The sequence below is a fragment of the Myxococcaceae bacterium JPH2 genome, assembly GCA_016458225.1.
Lineage (GTDB): Bacteria > Myxococcota > Myxococcia > Myxococcales > Myxococcaceae > Citreicoccus.
On the sequence record JAEMGR010000007.1, the window covers coordinates 184,995 to 203,315 of the forward strand.

The window sequence follows — 18,321 nt, forward strand, 5'->3', positions numbered from 1 at the left end:
AGGGCCCGAAACCCCCTGGGGTTCCGGGCCCTGTTCCTGCCCTGCCGCGAGCGCCGCGCTAGTCCGGACGCTTCACGTTCTTCGAGGCGTCCACCAGCACCTTGGCGAAGGTGATGGCATCCGCGCCCGCATCGGCCTGGATGTGATCACCCGGCGCGAAGTCTCCGTTGAGGACCTTGAGCGCGAGCGGATCCAACAGGTACTTCTGCACCGCCCTCTTGAGCGGCCGAGCGCCGTAGGTGGGGTCGTAGCCTCGGTCCGCGAGGAACTCTCGCGCCTTCTCCGTCAACTCCAGCGTGAGTCGCTTGTCGGCCAGGAGCTTCTGGAGCTTGCCGAGCTGGATGTCGACGATGCGGTAGATGTCCGACTTGCGCAGCGGCTCGAAGATGACGATCTCGTCGACGCGGTTGAGGAACTCCGGGCGGAAGTGGCTGCGCAGCGCCTCCATCACTTCATTGCGCGCCAGCTCCGTCAGCGTGTCCTTGCCGGCCATGCCTTCCTGGATGGCCTGCGAGCCCAGGTTCGACGTGAGGATGAGCACCGTGTTGCGGAAGTCCACCGTGCGGCCCTGGCTGTCCGTCAGCCGGCCCTCGTCGAGAATCTGGAGCAGGATGTTGAAGACGTCGTGGTGTGCCTTCTCGATCTCATCGAAGAGCACCACGGTGTAGGGCCGCCGCCGCACGGCCTCGGTGAGCTGGCCGCCCTCCTCGTAGCCCACGTAGCCCGGAGGCGCGCCGACGAGCCGGGCCACGGAGTGCTTCTCCATGTACTCGGACATGTCGATGCGGACCATGGCGCTGTCGTCGTCGAAGAGGAACTCCGCCAGGGCCTTGGCCGTCTCCGTCTTTCCCACGCCCGTGGGGCCCAGGAAGATGAACGAGCCGATGGGCCGATTCGGGTCCTGCAAGCCGCTGCGCGCGCGGCGCACGGCGTTGGACACCGCCTCGATGGCGCTGCGCTGACCAATCACGCGGTGGGCCAGCCGGTCCTCCATGTGGACCAGCTTCTGGACCTCGCCCTCCATGAGGCGCGAGACGGGGATGCCCGTCCACTTCGCCACGACCTCGGCGATGTCCTCCGCGTCCACCTCTTCCTTGAGGAACTTCTGGTTCTTCTGCAGCTCGGCCAGCTTCTCGTTCTGGTTGCTCAGCTCCTTTTCGAGCTGCGGCGTGACGCCGAACTTCAGCTCCGCGGCGCGGTTCAGGTCGCCCTGGCGCTCGGCGGCCGCCTGATCATTGCGCGCCTTCTCCAGCTTCTCCTTCGCCGTGCGGATGGCGCCGATGGCCTTCTTCTCCTCGGCCCAGTGCGCCTTGAGCGAGTTGAACTTCTCGTTGAGGTTGGCCAGCTCCTTCTCGATCTGCCCCAGCCGCTCCTGCGAGTGCGGGTCGGTCTCCTTGCGCAGGCCCTCCCGCTCAATCTCCAACTGGGTGATCTTCCGGCGGATGTCGTCGATCTCCGTGGGCATGGAGTCGATCTCAATGCGCAGTCGGCTGGAGGCCTCGTCGACCAGGTCGATGGCCTTGTCCGGCAGGAACCGGTCCGCGATGTAGCGGTGGCTCAGCGTGGCGGCGGCCACGAGCGCGCTGTCCTGGATGCGCACGCCGTGGTGCACCTCGTAGCGCTCCTTGAGGCCGCGCAGGATGCTGATGGTGTCGTGCACGCTGGGCTCGCCCACGTACACGGGCTGGAAGCGGCGCTCGAGCGCGGCGTCCTTCTCGATGTACTTGCGGTACTCGTCCAGTGTGGTGGCGCCGATGCAGTGCAGCTCGCCGCGCGCGAGCGCCGGCTTGAGCATGTTGCCGGCGTCCATGGCGCCCTCGGCTTTGCCGGCGCCCACGAGCGTGTGCATCTCGTCGATGAAGAGGATGATCTCCCCGGCCGCGTCCGCCACTTCCTTCAGGACGGCCTTGAGGCGCTCCTCGAACTCGCCGCGGAACTTCGCGCCCGCGACCATGGAGCCCAGGTCCAGGGTGATGAGGCGCTTGTTCTTCAGGCCCTCGGGGACGTCGCCATCCACGATGCGGCGCGCGAGCCCCTCGGCGATGGCCGTCTTGCCCACGCCCGGCTCACCGATGAGGACGGGGTTGTTCTTGGTGCGCCGACTGAGGACCTGGATGCAGCGGCGGATCTCCTCGTCGCGGCCAATCACCGGATCCAACTTGCCGGCCCGCGCGGCCTCGGTCAGGTCGCGCCCGTACTTCTCCAGCGCCTGGTAGGTGGACTCCGCGTCCTGGCTGGTGACGCGCGCCGAGCCACGGACCTCCTTGAGGCCCGCCAGCACGCGGTCCCGCGTCACGCCCGAGGACTTCATCACCTCGCCGGTGGGGCCCTTGTCGCTGGTGAGCGCGAGGAGCAGGTGCTCGGAGGAGACGAACTCGTCCTTCAGCGACTTGGCCTCGTCCTCGGCCTTGTCGAAGGTCTTCATCAGGCGCTGGCTGAGCGTGGCGCCCTCGCCGCCCTGGAGTTTCGGCAGCTTGCCCAAAGCCTCGCCCAGCCGGGCCGCGAACAGCTTCACGTCCGCGCCAATCTTGCGCAGCAGCGGCTCGACGATTCCGTCCTTCTGGCTGAGCAGCGCGGTGGCCAGATGCTCGGGCTCGTAGGTCGGGTTGTCCGCTCGCCGCGCGAGGGCCTGACCTTCCTGGATCGCCTCCTGCGCCTTTACCGTGTATTTGTCGAGTCGCATGGCTTCAACGTAAGGGCAGGCCCCCCCTTGGCAAGCCAGCGCTGGATGCTCGCCCTGCGATTTTCGCGGAATACTTTGAGCCGCTGGGACCGGCCGGATTTTCTTGGTGACGGAGTTGCCAGCGACGGAGTCATCGGTTATAGGCGGCGCCCAACCCCCGGGGGGCTTTCTGGACGCGCACGGCGGCTATCTCGTTCGACTCGACAGTTTCTCCGGGCTGGAGGTGCTCCGGCTGGCCCGTGAGGCGCTGACGCTCGACAGCGCGGAAGGCGCGACGGCCCTGCGGGTGACGGTGAATCGGCGCCGCAAGGTGGTTCGCCTGGCTTTCGTGGCCCCCTTCACGGCGGGTCGGCAGGGGGCGCACTGGTACGCGGCGCACCACGCCCTGGCTCGGCTGCTGTCTCGGGCGGCCAACGCGACGGTGCACGCCTACGCCTACGTCTACGACGCGGACGAGGGCGAAGAGGTCATCGCGTACGGCAACGGCCGGAGGGTGGGCGGCGAGCGGGTGGTGTACGAGGACGCCGAGCTGCCGTGCCCGCTGGACGAGCTGGACGATGCGACCTTCGAGCGATTGCAGTCCCGCTGGCCGCTGGGGCACCTGGCGTACGTGTTCGGCCTGACGCGCGAGGAGCTGGTGCGGATGCCCCGCGCCATGCCGGCGCACGTGCTGATGCTGGATGCGGCGGACAGCAGCTCGGAGGCGGCCCTGGCGACGCTCCTGCCCGAGCCGCAGGCCCCGCGCGCGGGACCGGACGCGGGCTGAAGCGCGCTACTCGGCGGGGCCGTCCTGCGCGGTGATGACGTCGCGCACGCTCTGGCTTCGGAAGTACTGCCCGATGAGCGCGAAGGTGCCCGCCACCAGCGCCGTCTGGAGGATGGAGCCAAAAGCCATCAACGTGGGCATCATCTGCTTCATCTGATCCGCGGCGAGCGGATCCTGGAACTCAGGCATCTTGCCCAGGCTCTCCGCCATGACGGCGCCCATGCGCCGGGCCACGACGGTCCATTGGGCTCCGTCGATGGTTCGCAGGACGGCCGCCGTGAGGGCCGCGCCCCCGAGCATCCGACGCATGCCTTCCCGGGGCAGGCCCGCGGGCCGCAGCATGCGCCCCGAGGCCACGAAGGCGACCATGCAGGACATGCCCAGCACGCTGAGCACCACCAGGCGCGGCTCGCGCATGGGCTCGAGGACGGAGAACTGCGCCTCGACCAGGCGCTCGGCGATGACGGGGTCACCGCCCAGGAGCGTGGCGCGGCGGGGCTCCAGGCTGGCTTCTCGGTACTTGGAGAAGTCGGAGAGCCCGTAGGCCTCCATTCCGGCGAGCATGCCGGACAGGATGGAGAGCACCAGACAGACCGTCGCCGCGATGCGGACGCGGCGGGGCAGGCCCTCGGGGCCGGAAGCCGGGGACGTCACTTCTGGGTCGCCTCCACGTAGCGCATGCGCAGGTCGGTGAGGAGGCCGTCGAGCAGCTTCTCCTCATCGGCGGTGAGGTTGCCCCGGGTCTTCAGCCGGAGCATGGACAACAGGTCCAGGTTTTGCCGAGCCAGCGGCAGGTCTCGCGCCTGCTGGCCCGTTTCAGGATGGGGCGCGTCGCCCAGGTGGATGAGCACGGCGGTGCCCAGCCCCACGATGAAGGTGGTGAACGACAACGGCTCTTCGCTCGCGGAGCGGGACTCTCCCTTCATCACGAAGGTCTCGCCGCGCTTATCCCCGGAACTCATTCGGCCGCCGTGTCCTCGGCGTCGTCCGAGCCCTCGTCGTCGGACTCGTCGTCGTCCAGCTCGTCCTCGTCCTCGTCGTCGTACATGTCGAGGTCCTCGTCCATCCGAGTCTCCACCGGGACCGCCTTGTCGGCGACGTCCGGCAAGCCCTTGATGTGGCTCTCGTACGCCTTCTCGTTGAGCTGGCCGCCGCGCAGGTACCGGTCCGCGGTGCGCTTGTCGAGGTGCTTCGGGTCCACGTTGTCCGCCATGATTCAAATCCTCGGAATTGCTTGGAAAACAGCGCGCCACCTTATAGCAGGGAGGGCGCCTGTCAACGCCGCCATACCATTCCTCGGACCCGATGAACGCCGCATTCCGTCCTTCGCTTCCCCGTGGCCCCTACCTGCTGTGCGACGACACCCTCCTGTCCGAGGTGCCGCTGGCCGAGAAGGCCGCTCGCCTCCTGGCTGGGGGAGCCCGCATCCTGCAGCTGCGGATGAAGCGCACCTCGATGCGCGAGGCGCTCGGGGCGGCCCGGGAGGTGGTGGCCCGGTGCCGCGCCGCGGGGGCGCTGTGCCTCGTGAATGACCGGGTGGACCTGGCGCTGCTCTCGGGCGCGGATGGGGTGCACGTTGGAGACGAGGACCTGCCTCCGGAGGCCGCGCGCGAGCTGCTGGGGCCGGGCCGGTTGGTGGGCGTCACGGTGCGAGGCGTGGAGGGGGCGCGGGCTGCTCGGGAGGCCGGGGCCGACTACGTGGGGTTGGGGCCCGTCTTCGGGACCACGACCAAGCAGGTCGCGGCCCCGGTGCTGGGGCTGGAGGCGTTCGCCCAGGTGGTGCGCGCCTGCCCGCTGCCGGTGGTGGGCATTGGCGGTGTGAGGCTGGAGAACATTGGCCGGGTGGCGGCGGCGGGCGCTCACGCGGCGGCGGTGGCGTCGGATGCGCTGCTCGCCGGGGACATCGCCGAGCGGGTCCGCCGGTTGGCGGCCGCGTTTGACAGGGGCGCATAGGGGGCTACCCTCGCCGGCCGGTCACCCCCTCATGAACCATCCTCCGCGTCACCATGGCCAGGCCCCGCGTCGTCCCAACATTGGAATCACGCCGGACTTCGTCCAGCCGGCTGACTCCGCCTTCCCGCGCTATGAGCTGAAGGTGCCCTACGCGGACGCCGTGCTGCGCGCGGGGGGCCTGCCCTTCGTGTTGCCGTACTCGGATGATCCGAGCTGCGTGGAGGCCTATCTCGACCGCGTGTCGGGGTTGCTCGTCACGGGCGGCGCGTTCGACATCCCTCCCGAGGCGTATGGCGAGAAGGTGCGCGAGGGCATGGGGCAGGTGAAGGAGGGGCGCACCGCCTTCGAGACCCAGCTCATGCGCGGCGCGCTGAAGCGCAACATGCCCGTGCTGGGCATCTGCGGCGGCATGCAGCTCTTGAACGTGGTGCTGGGCGGCACGCTCTTCCAGGACATTGGCCGAGAGGTGCCTGGCGCGCGCGAGCACGAGCAGAAGCACGACCGCACCCAGCCGCAGCACCCGGTGGAGGTGCGCAGCGGCACGCTGCTCGCGGAGGCGGTGGGGCACGGCCAGCTCATGGTGAACTCGACGCACCATCAGGCCGTGGCTCGGACGGGCGCGGACGTGACGGTGTCCGCGGTGGCGCCGGACGGCGTGGTGGAGGCCATCGAGTCCACCGCCACCGGCTTCGCGCTGGGCGTGCAGTGGCACCCGGAGATGATGCTGGGGACCATCCCCGTGCAGCTCGGTGTCTACAAGCTCTTCATCCAGCGGGCGCGTGAGCATCGGCGGTGAAGGCGCGGGTGTTGTTGCTCGCGGGCCATGAGCCCACGGGCCGGGCCGGGCTCCTGGCGGACCTGTCCGCGGCGCGTGCTCGTGGCGCGGAGGCGGTCGCGATTCCCACCGGGCAGACGGCGCAGGGCGCTCGGACATTCGGGACGTTTCCTTCGCCCGCGCGCGTGCTCGCCGCGCAGGTGGCCGCCGCGCGCGAGCTGGGGCCGCTGCACGCGGTGAAGCTCGGCATGGTGGTGGGGCCCGCGCAGCTTCGGTCGCTGCGCTCCGTGCTCGCGGACCTGGATGCGTGGTGGGTCGTGGATCCGGTCGTGCGCACGTCGCGAGGACAGGTGCTCTCGCGCCTCTCCGCGCGTGACTACCTGGGGCTCGCCGGTCCTCGCGTGGTGCTGACGCCCAACCTGGACGAGGCCGCGTGGCTGCTCCGCCGGCCCGTGCCGAGCACCGTGGCCGAGGCGTCGGATGCGGCCGTGGCCCTGCGGCGGTTCGGCTTTGGCGCGGTGCTGGTGAAGGGCGGACACCTGCCGCGAGGGCAGGGCGTGGCGGATGTGCTCGCCCTGGAGGACCGTGCGCGTGTGCTGGTGGGCCGCAGATTGGAGCGCCCCGCGGAACGTCGGGGCACGGGGTGCCGGTTGGCCTCGGCGCTCGCCGCGGAGCTGGGACGAGGCCGTCCGTTGACGATGGCCGTGCGCCTGGCGCGCGCGCATGTGGCGCGCTACCTGCGCACGGGCCAGGACTGAGGCTGCGGCCTACTCGCCGCGGCTGCGGCTCTCGAAGCGCGTGTACTCGGAGAGGAACACCATCTCCACGGAGCCGATGGGGCCGTTACGCTGCTTGGCGACGATGAGTTCCACGGGGATGACGGTGCTGGAGGCTCCACCTCCGCCCCCGCCTCCTCCTCCGCCACCACCCCCACCGCCGCCTCCCTCGCCACCCTCGTCCGTCTCTTCGCGGTGGATGAACATCACCACGTCGGCGTCCTGCTCGATGGAGCCTGACTCACGGAGGTCGGACAGCATGGGCTTGCCGCCCTTGCGCTCTTCCACCTTACGGTTGAGCTGACTGAGGGCGATGATGGGCACGGAGAGTTCCTTGGCGAGCTGCTTGAGCGCGCGGGAAATCTCCGCGACTTCCAACTGGCGGCTCTCCACCTTGCCCTTCTGGTGCATCAGCTGGAGGTAGTCGATGACGAGCAGCGACAGGCGCGGATCCTTCTGCTTCACACGCCGCGCCTTGGCGCGCAGGTCGAACGGGGACAGACCGCCAGAGTCGTCGATGTAGATGGGCGCGTTGTAGAGCGCGCCCGCCATCTCCTGGAACTTCTCCTCGTCATGCGGGCTCAGCCGGCCGCCACGCAGCTTCTTCATGTCCACGCGCGCGGTGGACGCGAGCAGACGCATGAGGAGCTGATCCGCGGGCATTTCCAGGCTGAAGATGCCAACGGCCTTGTTCTCCTTCATGGCCGCGTGCACCGCGATGTTCATGGCGAAGGACGTCTTGCCCACGCCGGGACGCGCCGCGAGGATGATGAGCTCACCGGCGTGCAGACCGGTCAACTGCATGTCCAGGTCGATGTAGCCGGTGGACAGGCCCGTCACGCCCGTGGACGCGGCCTTCATCTTGTCGAGCAGATCGAGCGTCTGCTCCATCAGCTCGCTGACCGGGCGCAGGTCGCCCTCGCGCTTCTTCTCCGCGAGGAGGAACACCTTGCGCTCGGCCTCGTCGAGCAGCACCTCCAGCTCGCCCGTCTCAGTGCTGGCGAGTTCCTGGATCTCTCGCCCCACGTTGGCCAGGCGGCGACGGATGGCCTGGTCCTTGACGATGTTGGCGTACTGGACGGCGTTGGAGGCCAGGGGAACCACCTGGTCCAACCCCATCAAGTAGGCGGGGCCGCCCACCGACACGAGCTGCCCGAGGATCTTGAGTTCCTCGGCCAGCGTCAGGTGGTCGACCTGCTTCTGCTGGCCGTCCAGCTTCATCATCGCCGCGAAAATCTGCGCGTGCGCCGGACTGGAGAAGTCGTCCGCGTGGACGACCTCCGCCACCGGGGCGATGAGTCCGTTGTCCGCCAGCACGGCCCCGAGGACCGCGCGCTCCGCCGCGAGATCCTCGTGGACCCGCCGTCCTTCTCTGCCGTCCATGATGTTCTGCATGGCTACCCGCTTCCTCTACAGGCAGCGTCTGACACGGCCCCGGGCTCGTCTACTTTTCATCCAACAGACCTGTAGCAGCGGGTCCGAATCGCACCGGACGTCGGGCTCCTGCCCACTCAGGGTCGGGTGTGCCGCGTCCCACCCAGCGAGCAAGCAGGCTCAGGTCTCCAGGCCCCAGCGGCGCAGGAACTCCTCCCGGTGGGTGCGGCTGAGGACCACGGTGGTTCCGTCGCGGAGCACGAGGATGCCGTCGCCATGCGTCCACGGCTCCAGGCGCGTCACGGCCTCCAGGTTGACGAGGTCACCTCGGTGCACGCGGATGAAGCGCGCGGGGTCCAGGCGCTCCTCCAGTGTGCGCAGGCTCTGGCGGACGAGGTGCTCGCCCTTGGCCGTGCGCACGCGGACGTACTTGTCATCCGCCGCGAGGTGCCAGACGTCGTCCACGCGCAGGGGCACCCAGCCTTCGCCCACCTTCACCACCAGCCGCTCCAACCGGGCGCTGGCGAGCAGGCCGCGCATCCGCTCCGGCTCGCGGCGCGTGCCACGCAGGAGCGCTTCCGCCTTGTCGAGCGCCTTGCGGAAGCGCCCTGGGTCATACGGCTTCAGCAGATAGTCCACCGCGTGCGCCTCGAAGGCCTGGAGCGCGAACGCATCGTGAGCGGTGGAGAAGATGATGGCGGGGCAGGCGTCGGGATCCAACGCGGCCAGCACCTCGAAGCCCGTGAGGCCTGGCATCTGCACGTCGAGCACGAGCAGGTCCGGCTGGAGCGAATCGACCTGCGCGAGCGCCTCGGGCCCATCTCTCGCCTCGCCCGCGAGCGCGAAGCGCTCATCTCCCGCGAGCAGGCGCTTCACCTTCGCGCGGGCAGGGTCCTCGTCGTCCACCACGAGCACGCGGAAGGGGGTCATGCGGTCTCCCGGGGAAGCCACAGGGTGACGCGCGCGCCGCCCTCCGGACCCTGGCTGCGTTCGAGCGCGGCCTGGGGCCCATGCAGGAGCGCCAGCACGCGCGACAAGTGAGAGAGCCCCACGCCCGGGCCCGCTTCGGGAGAGGGCGCTCCGAAGCCACGCCCGGTGTCCTCCACCTCCAGCCGCCAGCGAGAGCCCTCCGCGTCGGCGCGGATGCGGACCTCGAGCACGCCGCGCAGGTCCTGGTTGTGCTTCACGGCGTTCTCCACCAGCGTCTGAATCGCGAAGCAAGGCACCCGCAGCGAGTCGAGCGTGGGCGCCAGGTCCCAGCGCACCACGAGCCGCTCGCCGAAGCGGGCCGCGAGCAGCGCCACGTAGCGCTGGGAGTGCGCGCGCTCCTCGGCCAATGTCCAGGTGGGCTCGGCGCGCGCCAGGCTCGCGCGGAGCAGTTGCCCCAGGTCGCTCAGCATGCGGTCGGTGCGGCCCAGGTCCTCGTACATGACCGAGCTGATGGTGTTCAGCGCGTTGAAGAGGAAGTGGGGCTGGAGCTGTCCCGTGAGGGACTGGAGTTGCGCGGTGCGCAGCTCGCCCTCGAGCGTGGCCTCGCGCAGGGCGCGCTCCTGGCGGGCACGCCACATGTCCAGGCTGATGATGAGGGTGATGGCGATGGCGTAGGAGATGACGTCCTTCTGGACCTCCATGGGGATGCGGAAGGCCATGACGCCGTAGTGATAGCTGCCCCAGCCGAGCAGCGAGTACAGCGCGTTGCGCGACACCAACATCAGCACGATGTGCAGCGACGTGTAGAGCGTGAAGGCGACGGCGTGGATGGTCAGGAAGCGCGCCCAGCCCACGCGCGGGCGGGGCGCGTTGAGCGCCGCCATTCGGAGGAGGGGGAGCAACAGCGCGGCGGAGAGCGCACCCGTCACCTCCCACACGAATGGCCGGGAGGCGGGCAGGGTGCTCCCATCCGCCAACAGCGTCAGTCGCATCACGTTGCCCTGCCAGAGCCCCATGACGAGACAGACCCCCCACACGAGGAACGTCGTTCTCGGCCGGCGTGGGGGCCACTGCCAGCGCCAGGGGCGTGGCGCGCTGTCGTGGGGAGGAGCAGTCATCGTGGGCTCACGCAGTATGCCCCGAGGCGGGGAGCGAGGAGACGGGGCTCGGCTGGCGACGCGCGGCGCGGGGCTTCATGCCGAAGCAGGGACGCAGCCAGCCCACGCGGGCAACCATCTCGCACAGCGCCCAGGTGACCAGGAACGAGGCGGTCAGCACCGCCGCGAAGAGTGCCCAGGGCCCCAGCGGCAGGCGCAGCATCGCCAGGCCCAGGACGACGATGACCGTCTGGTGGAAGATGTAGAACGGATACGACAGCTCCTGCGCGTGCGCGAGCCATGCGGGCCGCGTGAGCAGGTGGGCGTGCGCATGGCCCAGCGCCGACAGCAGCAGCGTCCAGAGGATGATGCCCTGGCCCAGGCGCTCCGCCACGAGCGGGAACTCGTCGTCCGGGAGCATGGGCAGCATCACCGCCACCCCGATGCCCAGCAGCACGCGGCGCAGCTCCACCAGTCGCTCCCACACCCCAGGGCAGCGGCCGAAGAGGTGTCCGAAGAGGAAGAGCATCCCGTAGTGCAGGAAGGTGCGCGGATCATTCAAGAGCGCGTGCGTTTCCGGGGCGCGGTTCAGGACCACCTGATTCAGCACGAGGGGGAGGCACAGCAGCGCCACGTTGAACCCGCGTGACAGCCACGCGTTGGCCCGCGCGAGGAACGCCTGCCCGCTCCGGGTCTCCAGCCACGCGAAGAGGGGCAGCGCCAGCACGCAGTACACGAAGAGGTACGCGACGAACCACAGGTGGTGCCAGCTCAGGCTGCCCCGGGGATACGTCACGAACTCGAACACCGACGGATAGAAGTCCAGGTAGCTGCCGTGGAATGCGCCGTGCTGGAGGCGCTCGGCGTAGATCTGCGGCGGGACGATGATGAACATCCCGAACACGAGCGGCCACAGGAGCCGCTTCGTCCGATCCTTCGCGAAGGACCCCAGCGAGCGGTGGCGCAGCGCGAGCGCCGTCCCCACGCCAGAGATGACCATCAGCAGGGGCATGCGCACCAGGTGGAGCAACTCCATGAGCGGCTCCAGCGCGGGCAGGGGCACCGGGCTCTTCACGTGCCAGTCCCACCGGTTGAACATCATGCCGGTGTGGAAGAAGTGCAGCAGGGCGATGGCGATGACCCGGAGCCAGTCCAGGTCGGGGCGGTGCTCGGATGCGGGGCGTGTGGACGCGTTCATGTGCGGCCTCCTTCGCCCCTCGATACGCGCGGCCGTCCCAGCCCTCCACGCGCATGTCGTGAGCCGGACCGCCCGCGGCGCCAGCCGGACTTCCTGGCCCCAAAGCAGAAGGGCCGCCCGGTTTCCCGGACGGCCCTTCCGAACTTCAACGGTGACGCGAGGACGGACTACTCCGCCGCGACGTCGACCTTGATCTTCGCCACCACGTCGCGGTGCAGCCGGAGCTCCACCTCGAAGCTGCCCAGCGCCTTGATGGGCTCGGGCAGGTGGATGTGACGGCGGTCCACCGTCTGGCCCGCGGCGGCGAGCGCCTCGGCGATGTCCAGCGCGGTGACGGAGCCGTACAGCTTGTCCTGCTCGCCCACCTTGCGCTTGATGGTGACCTTGGTGGCGCCGACCTTCTTGGCCTGCTCCTCCGCGGCGCCCTTCAGCTTGGCGTTGCGGGCCGTCATGACGGCCTTCTCGTGGTCCAGCTGGCGCATGTTCTGCTCGCTCGCCAGCACTGCCTTCTTGCGGGGCAGCAGGAAGTTACGGCCGAAGCCGTCCTTCACCGTCACGAGGTCCCCGGACTTGCCGAGGTTGTCGATGTCCTCTCGCAGAATGACCTTCATGTTCAGTCTCCTGGGCGGACGGCTAGCCGACGACCGCGTTGTAGGGGAGCAGCGCGATGCCACGGGCGCGCTTGATGGCCACCGCCACCTCGCGCTGGTGCTTCGCGCAGTTGCCAGAGATGCGGCGGGGGATGATCTTGCCGCGCTCGGTCACGAAGTACTTCAGCGTGGCCTGGTCCTTGAAGTCGACCTGAGCGTTCTTCTCGGCGCAGAAGCGGCAGACCTTCTTGCGGCCGAAGCCGCGGCCACCACCGCGCTTGTCGTCGTCGCCCATGGGACCGCCGCGATCGCCGCCGCGCTCACCACGCTCGCCGCCGCGGTCACCGCGGTCACCGCCCCGCGCGCCACCGCCAGGGCCCCGAGCGCCCGAGGCGCCCGTGCTCATCTTGTTGTCCGTGTTCATGAAGTCTCTCTTTTCCTGGATAGGTCTCTAGGAGATGTCTACCGGGGGCCCTCAGGCCTCCTCGGGAGACTCCTCCTCGGACTCGGCCCCAGACTCCTCGACGGGCTCGGCCCGGAAGGAGCCATCGCGATCGGAAGCGGCGCCCGGACGCGTCTCCTCGACGTCGCCGGCCAGCTTCACGTCCTCGAGCACCGGACGCGTCTCGGGATCCACCTCGTCCGCGATCTTCACGGAGATGTAGCGGGAGACCTCGTCGAGGTTGCGGAGGTTGCGCTCCACCTCGGCCACGGCCTTGCCGTCACCCAGGTAGCTCGTATGGACGTAGATGGCGCGGGGCTGCTTCGCCACGGGGAACAGGGTCTTCTTCTTGCCCCACACCGTGAAGCGAATGACCTTGCCACCCTCACGCGTGACGATGGAGCGAACGCGCTCCTTGATCTTGTCGACGTTGTCGTCGGTGAGGTCCGGCTTGACCAGGAAGATGGTCTCGTACTCACGAAGCCGCTTGGCGGCCTGCGTCTCTGCCATGTTTCTCTCCCCTTGGGGTCGAGTGCCCCCCGGCCTATCCGGGGAGCGGGGAAACGGTCCGTGGCCCAGAAGCCACAACCGGGGACGGGAAACCTGCGCGCCCGTCACCGCCGCGCCTTGTCCCGTGCGGAACACGGGAAGATGAAAAAGAGCATCCCGGTACAGCGGACTGTCACACCCGGGGAACGGGCCTTCTAAGGGGGGCCATCCCCCAAGTCAAGCCGCCCGCGCCCCAAGGGCTCAGGCCTTGCGGTTGAACCGATTCATCGCGGTGGCCAGTCCGTCGCGCACCCAGCACTCGGCCATGTCGAGCGCCCGGTCGGTCAGGGCGTCCAGCTCGCGGCGCTCGCCGTCATCGAAGTTGGACAGCACGTAGCCCGCCACGCGCTCCCGGGCATTGGGGCCCTCCGGCTTCCCGATGCCGAAGCGCAGCCGGATGAAGGCGTCCGCGCCCAGGCTGGAGACGATGCTCTTCAGGCCGTTGTGGCCGCCCGAGCCGCCGCCCGCCTTCAGTTGGAGCCGGCCCAGGGGCAGGTCCAGCTCGTCGTGGATGACGAGCACGTCCTCCACCGCGATCTTGTAGAACCGCGCGGCCTCCGCCACCGAGCGACCCGACAGGTTCATGTACGTCTGGGGCTCGACGAAGAGGATGCGCTCGCCGGCGAGCGTGCCCTGGCCCACGCGGGCCTGGAACTTGTCCTGGTTCAGGTCGGCGCGGGCGCGGCCCACGAGCGCGTCCACCACCATGAACCCGATGTTGTGCCGGTTCCGCTCGTACTCGCGCCCGGGGTTTCCCAGTCCGCAGATGAGCTTCATGACCGCTCCGAGGAGATGGCTCCCAAAAATGACCGCGGGGCCGGCCCCATGACAAGGCCAGCCCCGCGAAGGAAACACAGACCGCGACGAGGGACTACTTCTTCGCCGGAGCCTTGGCCGCCGCAGGGGCCGCCTTGGCGTCGCCCGCCTTGGCGTCGCCCGCCTTCGCCGCCGGAGCCGCCGCGGCCGGAGCCGCCGCAGCCGCCGCCGCCGGAGCCGCCTCGAGCGCCTCAGGCGCGGACAGAACGGCCACGGTGTAGTTGACGTTCGTCTTCACCGACACGCCCGCGGGGAGCTTCATGTCGTTGACGTGGATGGCCTCGTTGATCTTGAGCGCCGAGACGTCCACCTCGATGGCCATCGGGATGGCCGTGGGGAGCGCCCAGACCTCCAGCTCGCGGCGGATCTGCGTGAGCAGACCGCCATCCGCCACGCCGGCCGCCTTGCCGGTGAGGACCAGCGGCACGTTCACCTTCACCTGCTCCGTCTCCTTCACGGCGATGAAGTCCGCGTGGAGCATGCTGCGGGTGAGCGGATCCTGCTGGTAGTCCTTCAGGAGGACCTGGTGCGTGTCCGAGCCCACCTTCAGCTGGATCAGCGTGTTGAACTTGTGCGGCGTGTTGATGGCCGTGCGGATCGCCTTCGGATCCACCGCAATGTGCTGCGGGGTCGCCAGGTGCTTGCCGTAGATGACGGCGGGGATCTGCCCCTTCGCGCGCAGACGGCGGGCAACGCCCTTGCCGGAACCTTCACGCGCCTGGGCCTCGAGGGTGCTCTTGTCGACGGACATGGTTCTGCCTTTTCTTGGGACCGCGGGTGCACCGGCTTCCTGGGCGTCCTCGGCATCCCGCCCCTGTGGCGGGCCCCGATGACGACGCCCCCGAAAAGCAGGGGAGGCCGGTGGAGGAGGGTGCACATGCCAGCCGGGGGGCCTGGAGTCAAGCCGCCCGGCGGGCAGGGGGAAAGCCGCTCAGACGAAGAGGGAGCTGAGCGAATCCGCGCGGTGGATGCGCGCGATGGCCTCGCCGAAGAGGCGCTCGGTGGTGAGCACGCGAATCTTCGGGCAGGCCTGCGCCTCGGCCGACAGCGGCACGGTGTCCGTGAAGACGACCTCTTCCAGCACCGAGTCGGTGATCCGCTGGATGGCCGGGCCCGAGAGGATGGGGTGGACAGCGTAGGCGACCACGCGGCGCGCGCCCTTGTCCTTCAGCGCGGCGGCCGCCTGGGCCAGCGTTCCGGCGGTGTCCACCATGTCATCCACCAGGATGGCGTCCTTGCCCTTCACGTCGCCGATGAGGTTCATCACCTCCGAGGCGTTGGGGCGCGGACGGCGCTTGTCGATGATGGCCAGGCCCGTGTTCAGGCGCTTGGAGTAGGCGCGCGCGCGCTCCACGCCGCCCGCGTCCGGGCTCACGATGACCAGGTCGTTCGACTCGGGGAAGCGCTTGCGCAGGTCCTCCAGGAAGACCGGCGAGCCGTAGAGGTGATCCGACGGGATGTTGAAGAAGCCCTGGATCTGCCCGGCGTGCATGTCCATGGACACCACGCGGGTGGCGCCCGCCACGCCCAGGAGATCCGCCACCAGCTTGGCGGTGATGGGCGTGCGCGCCGCCACCTTCCGATCCTGCCGGGCATAGCCGTAGTACGGAATGACGGCGGTGATGGAGCCCGCGCTGGCGCGCTTGAGCGCGTCACACATGATGAGCAATTCCATCAGGTGATCGTTCGAGGGAGGACAGGTGGATTGGATGATGAAGATGTCCAGTCCACGCACGTTCTCGCCGATCTCGACGTGGATCTCCCCGTCCGAGAATCGCCCGACGACGGCCTTGCCCAGGGGGCGCTTGAGGTACTCGCAAATGCGAAGCGCCAGACCGGGATTCGAGTTCCCGGTGAACACCTTGAAGTCACGCGGCTGCATGGTGGGCCGCTGACTATCCCGTGGCCGCGCGGAAGGGAAGCGCGTTAGTCGAGGTCCGCTGCCACCGCGACGACCTGCCCAGCTTGCGCCTGATGGAGGTGTCGCTCGTACTCGATGAGGATCACCCGCTCCATCTGGCTGCGCGTGTCCGCGTTGAGCGGATGCGCGATGTCCTTGTACGTCCCATCCTTCCGCTTCTTCGCGGGCATCGCGATGAAGAGCCCGGTTGAGCCGTGGATCACCTTCAAGTCACGGATGACGAAGCAGTGGTCCAGGGTGATGGTGACATACGCCTTGAGCTTGTCCTCTTCGACCGGAAACACCCGGACGTCGGTGATGTTCATGGTCCCCCCCCGAACCCGAAAGGTCGGAGCTAACCGGGAAGCCTGGGACATGAGGGGTGGGAAATGCAAGCACGCCCGGAGTGCAAGTGCACCGTACCGAGCACTTCAAACCGGCCTGCCACCCAGGATGGCGGGCCAGTGACTTACCAGGTGGGTGAGGAAGGCCAGATGATAGACGACGATGATGGCGTAGATGATGGCGCCGGCGCGAATCGCGATGCGGCTGGCCTTCATGTGGCGGTGCAAGCACAAGAGGCACAGGCCCGCGTTGACGATGAGCAGCTTGGACAACATGAAGAAGAGCGGTGACTGCTCGTACGCCACGCGCATCACCGGGTTGAGCTCCTCGGCCACACCCAGCTGCAAGAAGAGCAGGGTGAAGAGCCCGTCGAACAAGTTGAGGAGCAGGAGCGCCACCGAGGCCGGTGACGCATAGAAAGAAGCCCGCTTCGTCCACGCCGCGCTCTGCGCCTGCTCGACCGTCGCCGCCACGCCCGCCCCCTCGCCCGATTCCCCAAGCCCGAGCGGACTTCTTTCAAGGCGCTTGCCAAGGCCGCGTCGCGCGCCAGCACCGCGCGCGGGTGGCTGGCGAGGCGTTCGAAAAGGGAAATTGACTCAGGGGGGACCGTGCACGAGATTGCGCCCCTCCGCCCTCCGTCTGGCGAGCCTTCCTTGCACCAATTCCCTAAAGATATCGGGTGGATAGAAGTCATCTGCGGATCCATGTTCTCCGGTAAGACGGAGGAGTTGATCCGCCGCGTCAAGCGCGCCGTGTACGGCAAGCAGAAGGTCCAGGTGTTCAAGCCTCGACTGGACACGCGCTACGACGAGACACAGGTGGTCAGCCACTCGCAGCTGAAATTGACGTCCAATCCCATCGAGCGGGCTGAAGAAATTTTCTATCACCTGGAGGCAGACACCCAGGTGGTGGGCATTGATGAGGTGCAGTTCTTCGGGCCCGAGGTGGTGCAGGTGTGCGAGGCGCTGGCCAACAAGGGCCTGCGCGTCATCTGCGCGGGGTTGGATCAGGACTACCAGGGCCGCCCGTTCGAGCCGATGCCGCAGCTGATGGCGGTCTCGGAGTACGTGACGAAGGAGCTGGCCATCTGTGTGGTGTGTGGCAATCCGGCCAACCGCTCCCAGCGCATCCTCTCCAGCGGCGAGCGGGTGATGGTGGGCGCGGCGGGCGCGTACGAGCCGCGCTGCCGCAAGTGCCATGTTCCGGACCCCACGGAAGGCACGCCGCCGCAGACGTTGAAGCTGTTCGACTGAATCGACGCGCGGCCCGGGCCTGGGGCCCGCCGCCTGGAGACCGAGCGATGCGCGACACCCTCTATTCGAACGTGCCCTTCCGGCTGAACGAGATGGCGCACCACTACGGGCCCAACGTCCACCTGGTGGGCAACCCGTTCCTCTTGTCGCAGCTGGCCACGCTGTGCGCCAAGGGCACGCTGCAGCCGCAGATCAACCGGCTGGTGGAGCTGCTCTACACGGACCTGGTGAAGACGGTCATCAACGCGGAGTTCCCGCGCAAGATGGTGGCGCTGCCCACGCGGATGATTGATCACACGCCGCTGGGCATCTACCAGGGCGAGGTGGTGGAGCCGCAGCTGCGCGTGGTGACGGTGAACATCGCGCGCGCGGGCACGCTGCCGTCGCAGGTGACGTACGACCTGCTGAACTTCACGGTGGACCCCACGCTGGTGCGCCAGGACCACATCATCATGAGCCGGATGATCGACGCGGCCGAGACGGTGGTGGGCTCGTCCATTGGCGGCGCGAAGATTGGCGGCGACGTGGACGACGCGTTCGTCCTCTTCCCGGACCCCATGGGGGCCACGGGCGGCAGCCTGTCCACGGCCATCCAGCTCTACAAGACGAAGGTGCCCGGCAAGGCCCGGCGCATCATCACGCTCAACCTCATCATCACGCCCGAGTACCTCCGGCGGATGACGAAGGAGCACCCGGACGTCATCATCTACGCGCTCCGGTTGGATCGCGGCTTGTCCCCGCCCGAGGTGTTCGGCACCGAGCCGGGCGCGCTCTGGGAGAAGGAGCGGGGCCTGGATGACCGGCAGTACATCGTCCCCGGCGGCGGCGGCTTCGGGGAGATCATGAACAACGCCTACGTGTAGAGGGAGCACCC

The 18,321-nt window shown here is 68.6% G+C and carries 22 protein-coding genes; 6 read left to right on the plus strand and 16 right to left on the minus strand.

What is annotated here, in order from left to right:
• Window positions 1-58: 58 nt before the first annotated feature.
• Complete coding sequence (clpB, locus tag JGU66_14380; GenBank protein MBJ6761958.1) at window positions 59-2,683, minus strand: ATP-dependent chaperone ClpB; 2,625 nt, start codon at window positions 2,681-2,683, stop codon at window positions 59-61.
• Between the two features lie 232 nt (window positions 2,684-2,915).
• Here clpB and JGU66_14385 point away from each other — a divergent pair, with 232 nt between their 5' ends.
• Window positions 2,916-3,449: a hypothetical protein gene (locus tag JGU66_14385; GenBank protein MBJ6761959.1), complete on the plus strand. Its 534-nt coding sequence runs from the start codon at window positions 2,916-2,918 to the stop codon at window positions 3,447-3,449.
• Between the two features lie 6 nt (window positions 3,450-3,455).
• On the opposite strand, the gene JGU66_14390 is transcribed toward JGU66_14385, so the two are convergent.
• From JGU66_14390 to JGU66_14400, 3 genes are read right to left on the minus strand one after another with little or no spacing between them, the layout of a single operon-like run.
• Entirely contained in the window at window positions 3,456-4,103 is a 648-nt protein-coding gene (locus tag JGU66_14390; protein ID MBJ6761960.1) for a hypothetical protein, read from the minus strand.
• A complete protein-coding gene (locus JGU66_14395; protein ID MBJ6761961.1) occupies window positions 4,100-4,411 on the minus strand; it encodes a DUF1844 domain-containing protein in 312 nt (103 codons plus the stop codon). Before JGU66_14395 ends, JGU66_14390 begins: the two co-directional genes overlap by 4 nt.
• On the minus strand, window positions 4,408-4,662 hold the full coding sequence (locus JGU66_14400) for a hypothetical protein (GenBank protein MBJ6761962.1): 255 nt from the start codon (window positions 4,660-4,662) through the stop codon (window positions 4,408-4,410). Before JGU66_14400 ends, JGU66_14395 begins: the two co-directional genes overlap by 4 nt.
• A gap of 92 nt (window positions 4,663-4,754) precedes the next feature.
• On the opposite strand from JGU66_14400, the gene JGU66_14405 reads away from it, so the two are divergent.
• Genes JGU66_14405 through JGU66_14415 form a run of 3 tightly spaced genes read left to right on the plus strand, consistent with a single transcriptional unit; the run spans window position 4,755 to window position 6,935 of the window.
• Complete coding sequence (locus JGU66_14405; protein MBJ6761963.1) at window positions 4,755-5,402, plus strand: thiamine phosphate synthase; 648 nt, start codon at window positions 4,755-4,757, stop codon at window positions 5,400-5,402.
• A gap of 31 nt (window positions 5,403-5,433) precedes the next feature.
• Window positions 5,434-6,198, plus strand: a complete 765-nt coding sequence (locus tag JGU66_14410) for a gamma-glutamyl-gamma-aminobutyrate hydrolase family protein (protein ID MBJ6761964.1) — start codon at window positions 5,434-5,436, stop codon at window positions 6,196-6,198.
• Window positions 6,195-6,935: a bifunctional hydroxymethylpyrimidine kinase/phosphomethylpyrimidine kinase gene (locus JGU66_14415; GenBank protein MBJ6761965.1), complete on the plus strand. Its 741-nt coding sequence runs from the start codon at window positions 6,195-6,197 to the stop codon at window positions 6,933-6,935. The genes JGU66_14410 and JGU66_14415 overlap by 4 nt, the downstream gene beginning before the upstream one ends.
• Window positions 6,936-6,944: 9 nt before the next feature.
• Here the strand turns inward: JGU66_14415 and dnaB are convergent, their stop codons facing one another.
• The 12 genes from dnaB to JGU66_14475 form a co-directional block, all read right to left on the minus strand.
• Window positions 6,945-8,348, minus strand: a complete 1,404-nt coding sequence (gene dnaB / locus JGU66_14420) for a replicative DNA helicase (GenBank protein MBJ6761966.1) — start codon at window positions 8,346-8,348, stop codon at window positions 6,945-6,947.
• 159 nt (window positions 8,349-8,507) lie between these two features.
• Window positions 8,508-9,257: a response regulator transcription factor gene (locus tag JGU66_14425; protein MBJ6761967.1), complete on the minus strand. Its 750-nt coding sequence runs from the start codon at window positions 9,255-9,257 to the stop codon at window positions 8,508-8,510.
• Window positions 9,254-10,375 carry a histidine kinase gene (locus JGU66_14430; GenBank protein MBJ6761968.1) on the minus strand — a complete coding sequence of 374 codons (1,122 nt, stop codon included), beginning with the start codon at window positions 10,373-10,375 and terminating at the stop codon, window positions 9,254-9,256. The genes JGU66_14425 and JGU66_14430 overlap by 4 nt, the downstream gene beginning before the upstream one ends.
• Window positions 10,376-10,382: 7 nt before the next feature.
• A complete protein-coding gene (locus JGU66_14435; GenBank protein ID MBJ6761969.1) occupies window positions 10,383-11,552 on the minus strand; it encodes an acyltransferase in 1,170 nt (389 codons plus the stop codon).
• Window positions 11,553-11,719: 167 nt separating this feature from the next.
• Window positions 11,720-12,163 (minus strand): 50S ribosomal protein L9, encoded by a 444-nt coding sequence (locus JGU66_14440; GenBank protein ID MBJ6761970.1) that lies wholly within the window; start codon window positions 12,161-12,163, stop codon window positions 11,720-11,722.
• A 22-nt stretch (window positions 12,164-12,185) separates the two neighbouring features.
• Window positions 12,186-12,566: a 30S ribosomal protein S18 gene (locus tag JGU66_14445; protein ID MBJ6761971.1), complete on the minus strand. Its 381-nt coding sequence runs from the start codon at window positions 12,564-12,566 to the stop codon at window positions 12,186-12,188.
• A gap of 51 nt (window positions 12,567-12,617) precedes the next feature.
• Complete coding sequence (gene rpsF / locus JGU66_14450) at window positions 12,618-13,094, minus strand: 30S ribosomal protein S6 (protein MBJ6761972.1); 477 nt, start codon at window positions 13,092-13,094, stop codon at window positions 12,618-12,620.
• Window positions 13,095-13,334: 240 nt separating this feature from the next.
• The gene (locus JGU66_14455; protein ID MBJ6761973.1) at window positions 13,335-13,910 is read right to left on the minus strand and encodes an aminoacyl-tRNA hydrolase; all 576 of its coding nucleotides are present in this window, start codon (window positions 13,908-13,910) and stop codon (window positions 13,335-13,337) included.
• 94 nt (window positions 13,911-14,004) lie between these two features.
• Window positions 14,005-14,700: a 50S ribosomal protein L25/general stress protein Ctc gene (locus JGU66_14460; GenBank protein MBJ6761974.1), complete on the minus strand. Its 696-nt coding sequence runs from the start codon at window positions 14,698-14,700 to the stop codon at window positions 14,005-14,007.
• A gap of 180 nt (window positions 14,701-14,880) precedes the next feature.
• Complete coding sequence (locus JGU66_14465) at window positions 14,881-15,831, minus strand: ribose-phosphate pyrophosphokinase (protein MBJ6761975.1); 951 nt, start codon at window positions 15,829-15,831, stop codon at window positions 14,881-14,883.
• A 44-nt stretch (window positions 15,832-15,875) separates the two neighbouring features.
• The gene (gene spoVG / locus JGU66_14470) at window positions 15,876-16,175 is read right to left on the minus strand and encodes a septation regulator SpoVG (protein MBJ6761976.1); all 300 of its coding nucleotides are present in this window, start codon (window positions 16,173-16,175) and stop codon (window positions 15,876-15,878) included.
• A 105-nt stretch (window positions 16,176-16,280) separates the two neighbouring features.
• Window positions 16,281-16,667, minus strand: a complete 387-nt coding sequence (locus JGU66_14475) for a hypothetical protein (protein ID MBJ6761977.1) — start codon at window positions 16,665-16,667, stop codon at window positions 16,281-16,283.
• Window positions 16,668-16,847: 180 nt separating this feature from the next.
• Here JGU66_14475 and JGU66_14480 point away from each other — a divergent pair, with 180 nt between their 5' ends.
• Together JGU66_14480 and JGU66_14485 are read left to right on the plus strand one after the other, a co-directional pair.
• The gene (locus tag JGU66_14480; GenBank protein ID MBJ6761978.1) at window positions 16,848-17,447 is read left to right on the plus strand and encodes a thymidine kinase; all 600 of its coding nucleotides are present in this window, start codon (window positions 16,848-16,850) and stop codon (window positions 17,445-17,447) included.
• A gap of 47 nt (window positions 17,448-17,494) precedes the next feature.
• A complete protein-coding gene (locus tag JGU66_14485; protein MBJ6761979.1) occupies window positions 17,495-18,310 on the plus strand; it encodes a uracil phosphoribosyltransferase in 816 nt (271 codons plus the stop codon).
• Window positions 18,311-18,321: the final 11 nt, after the last annotated feature.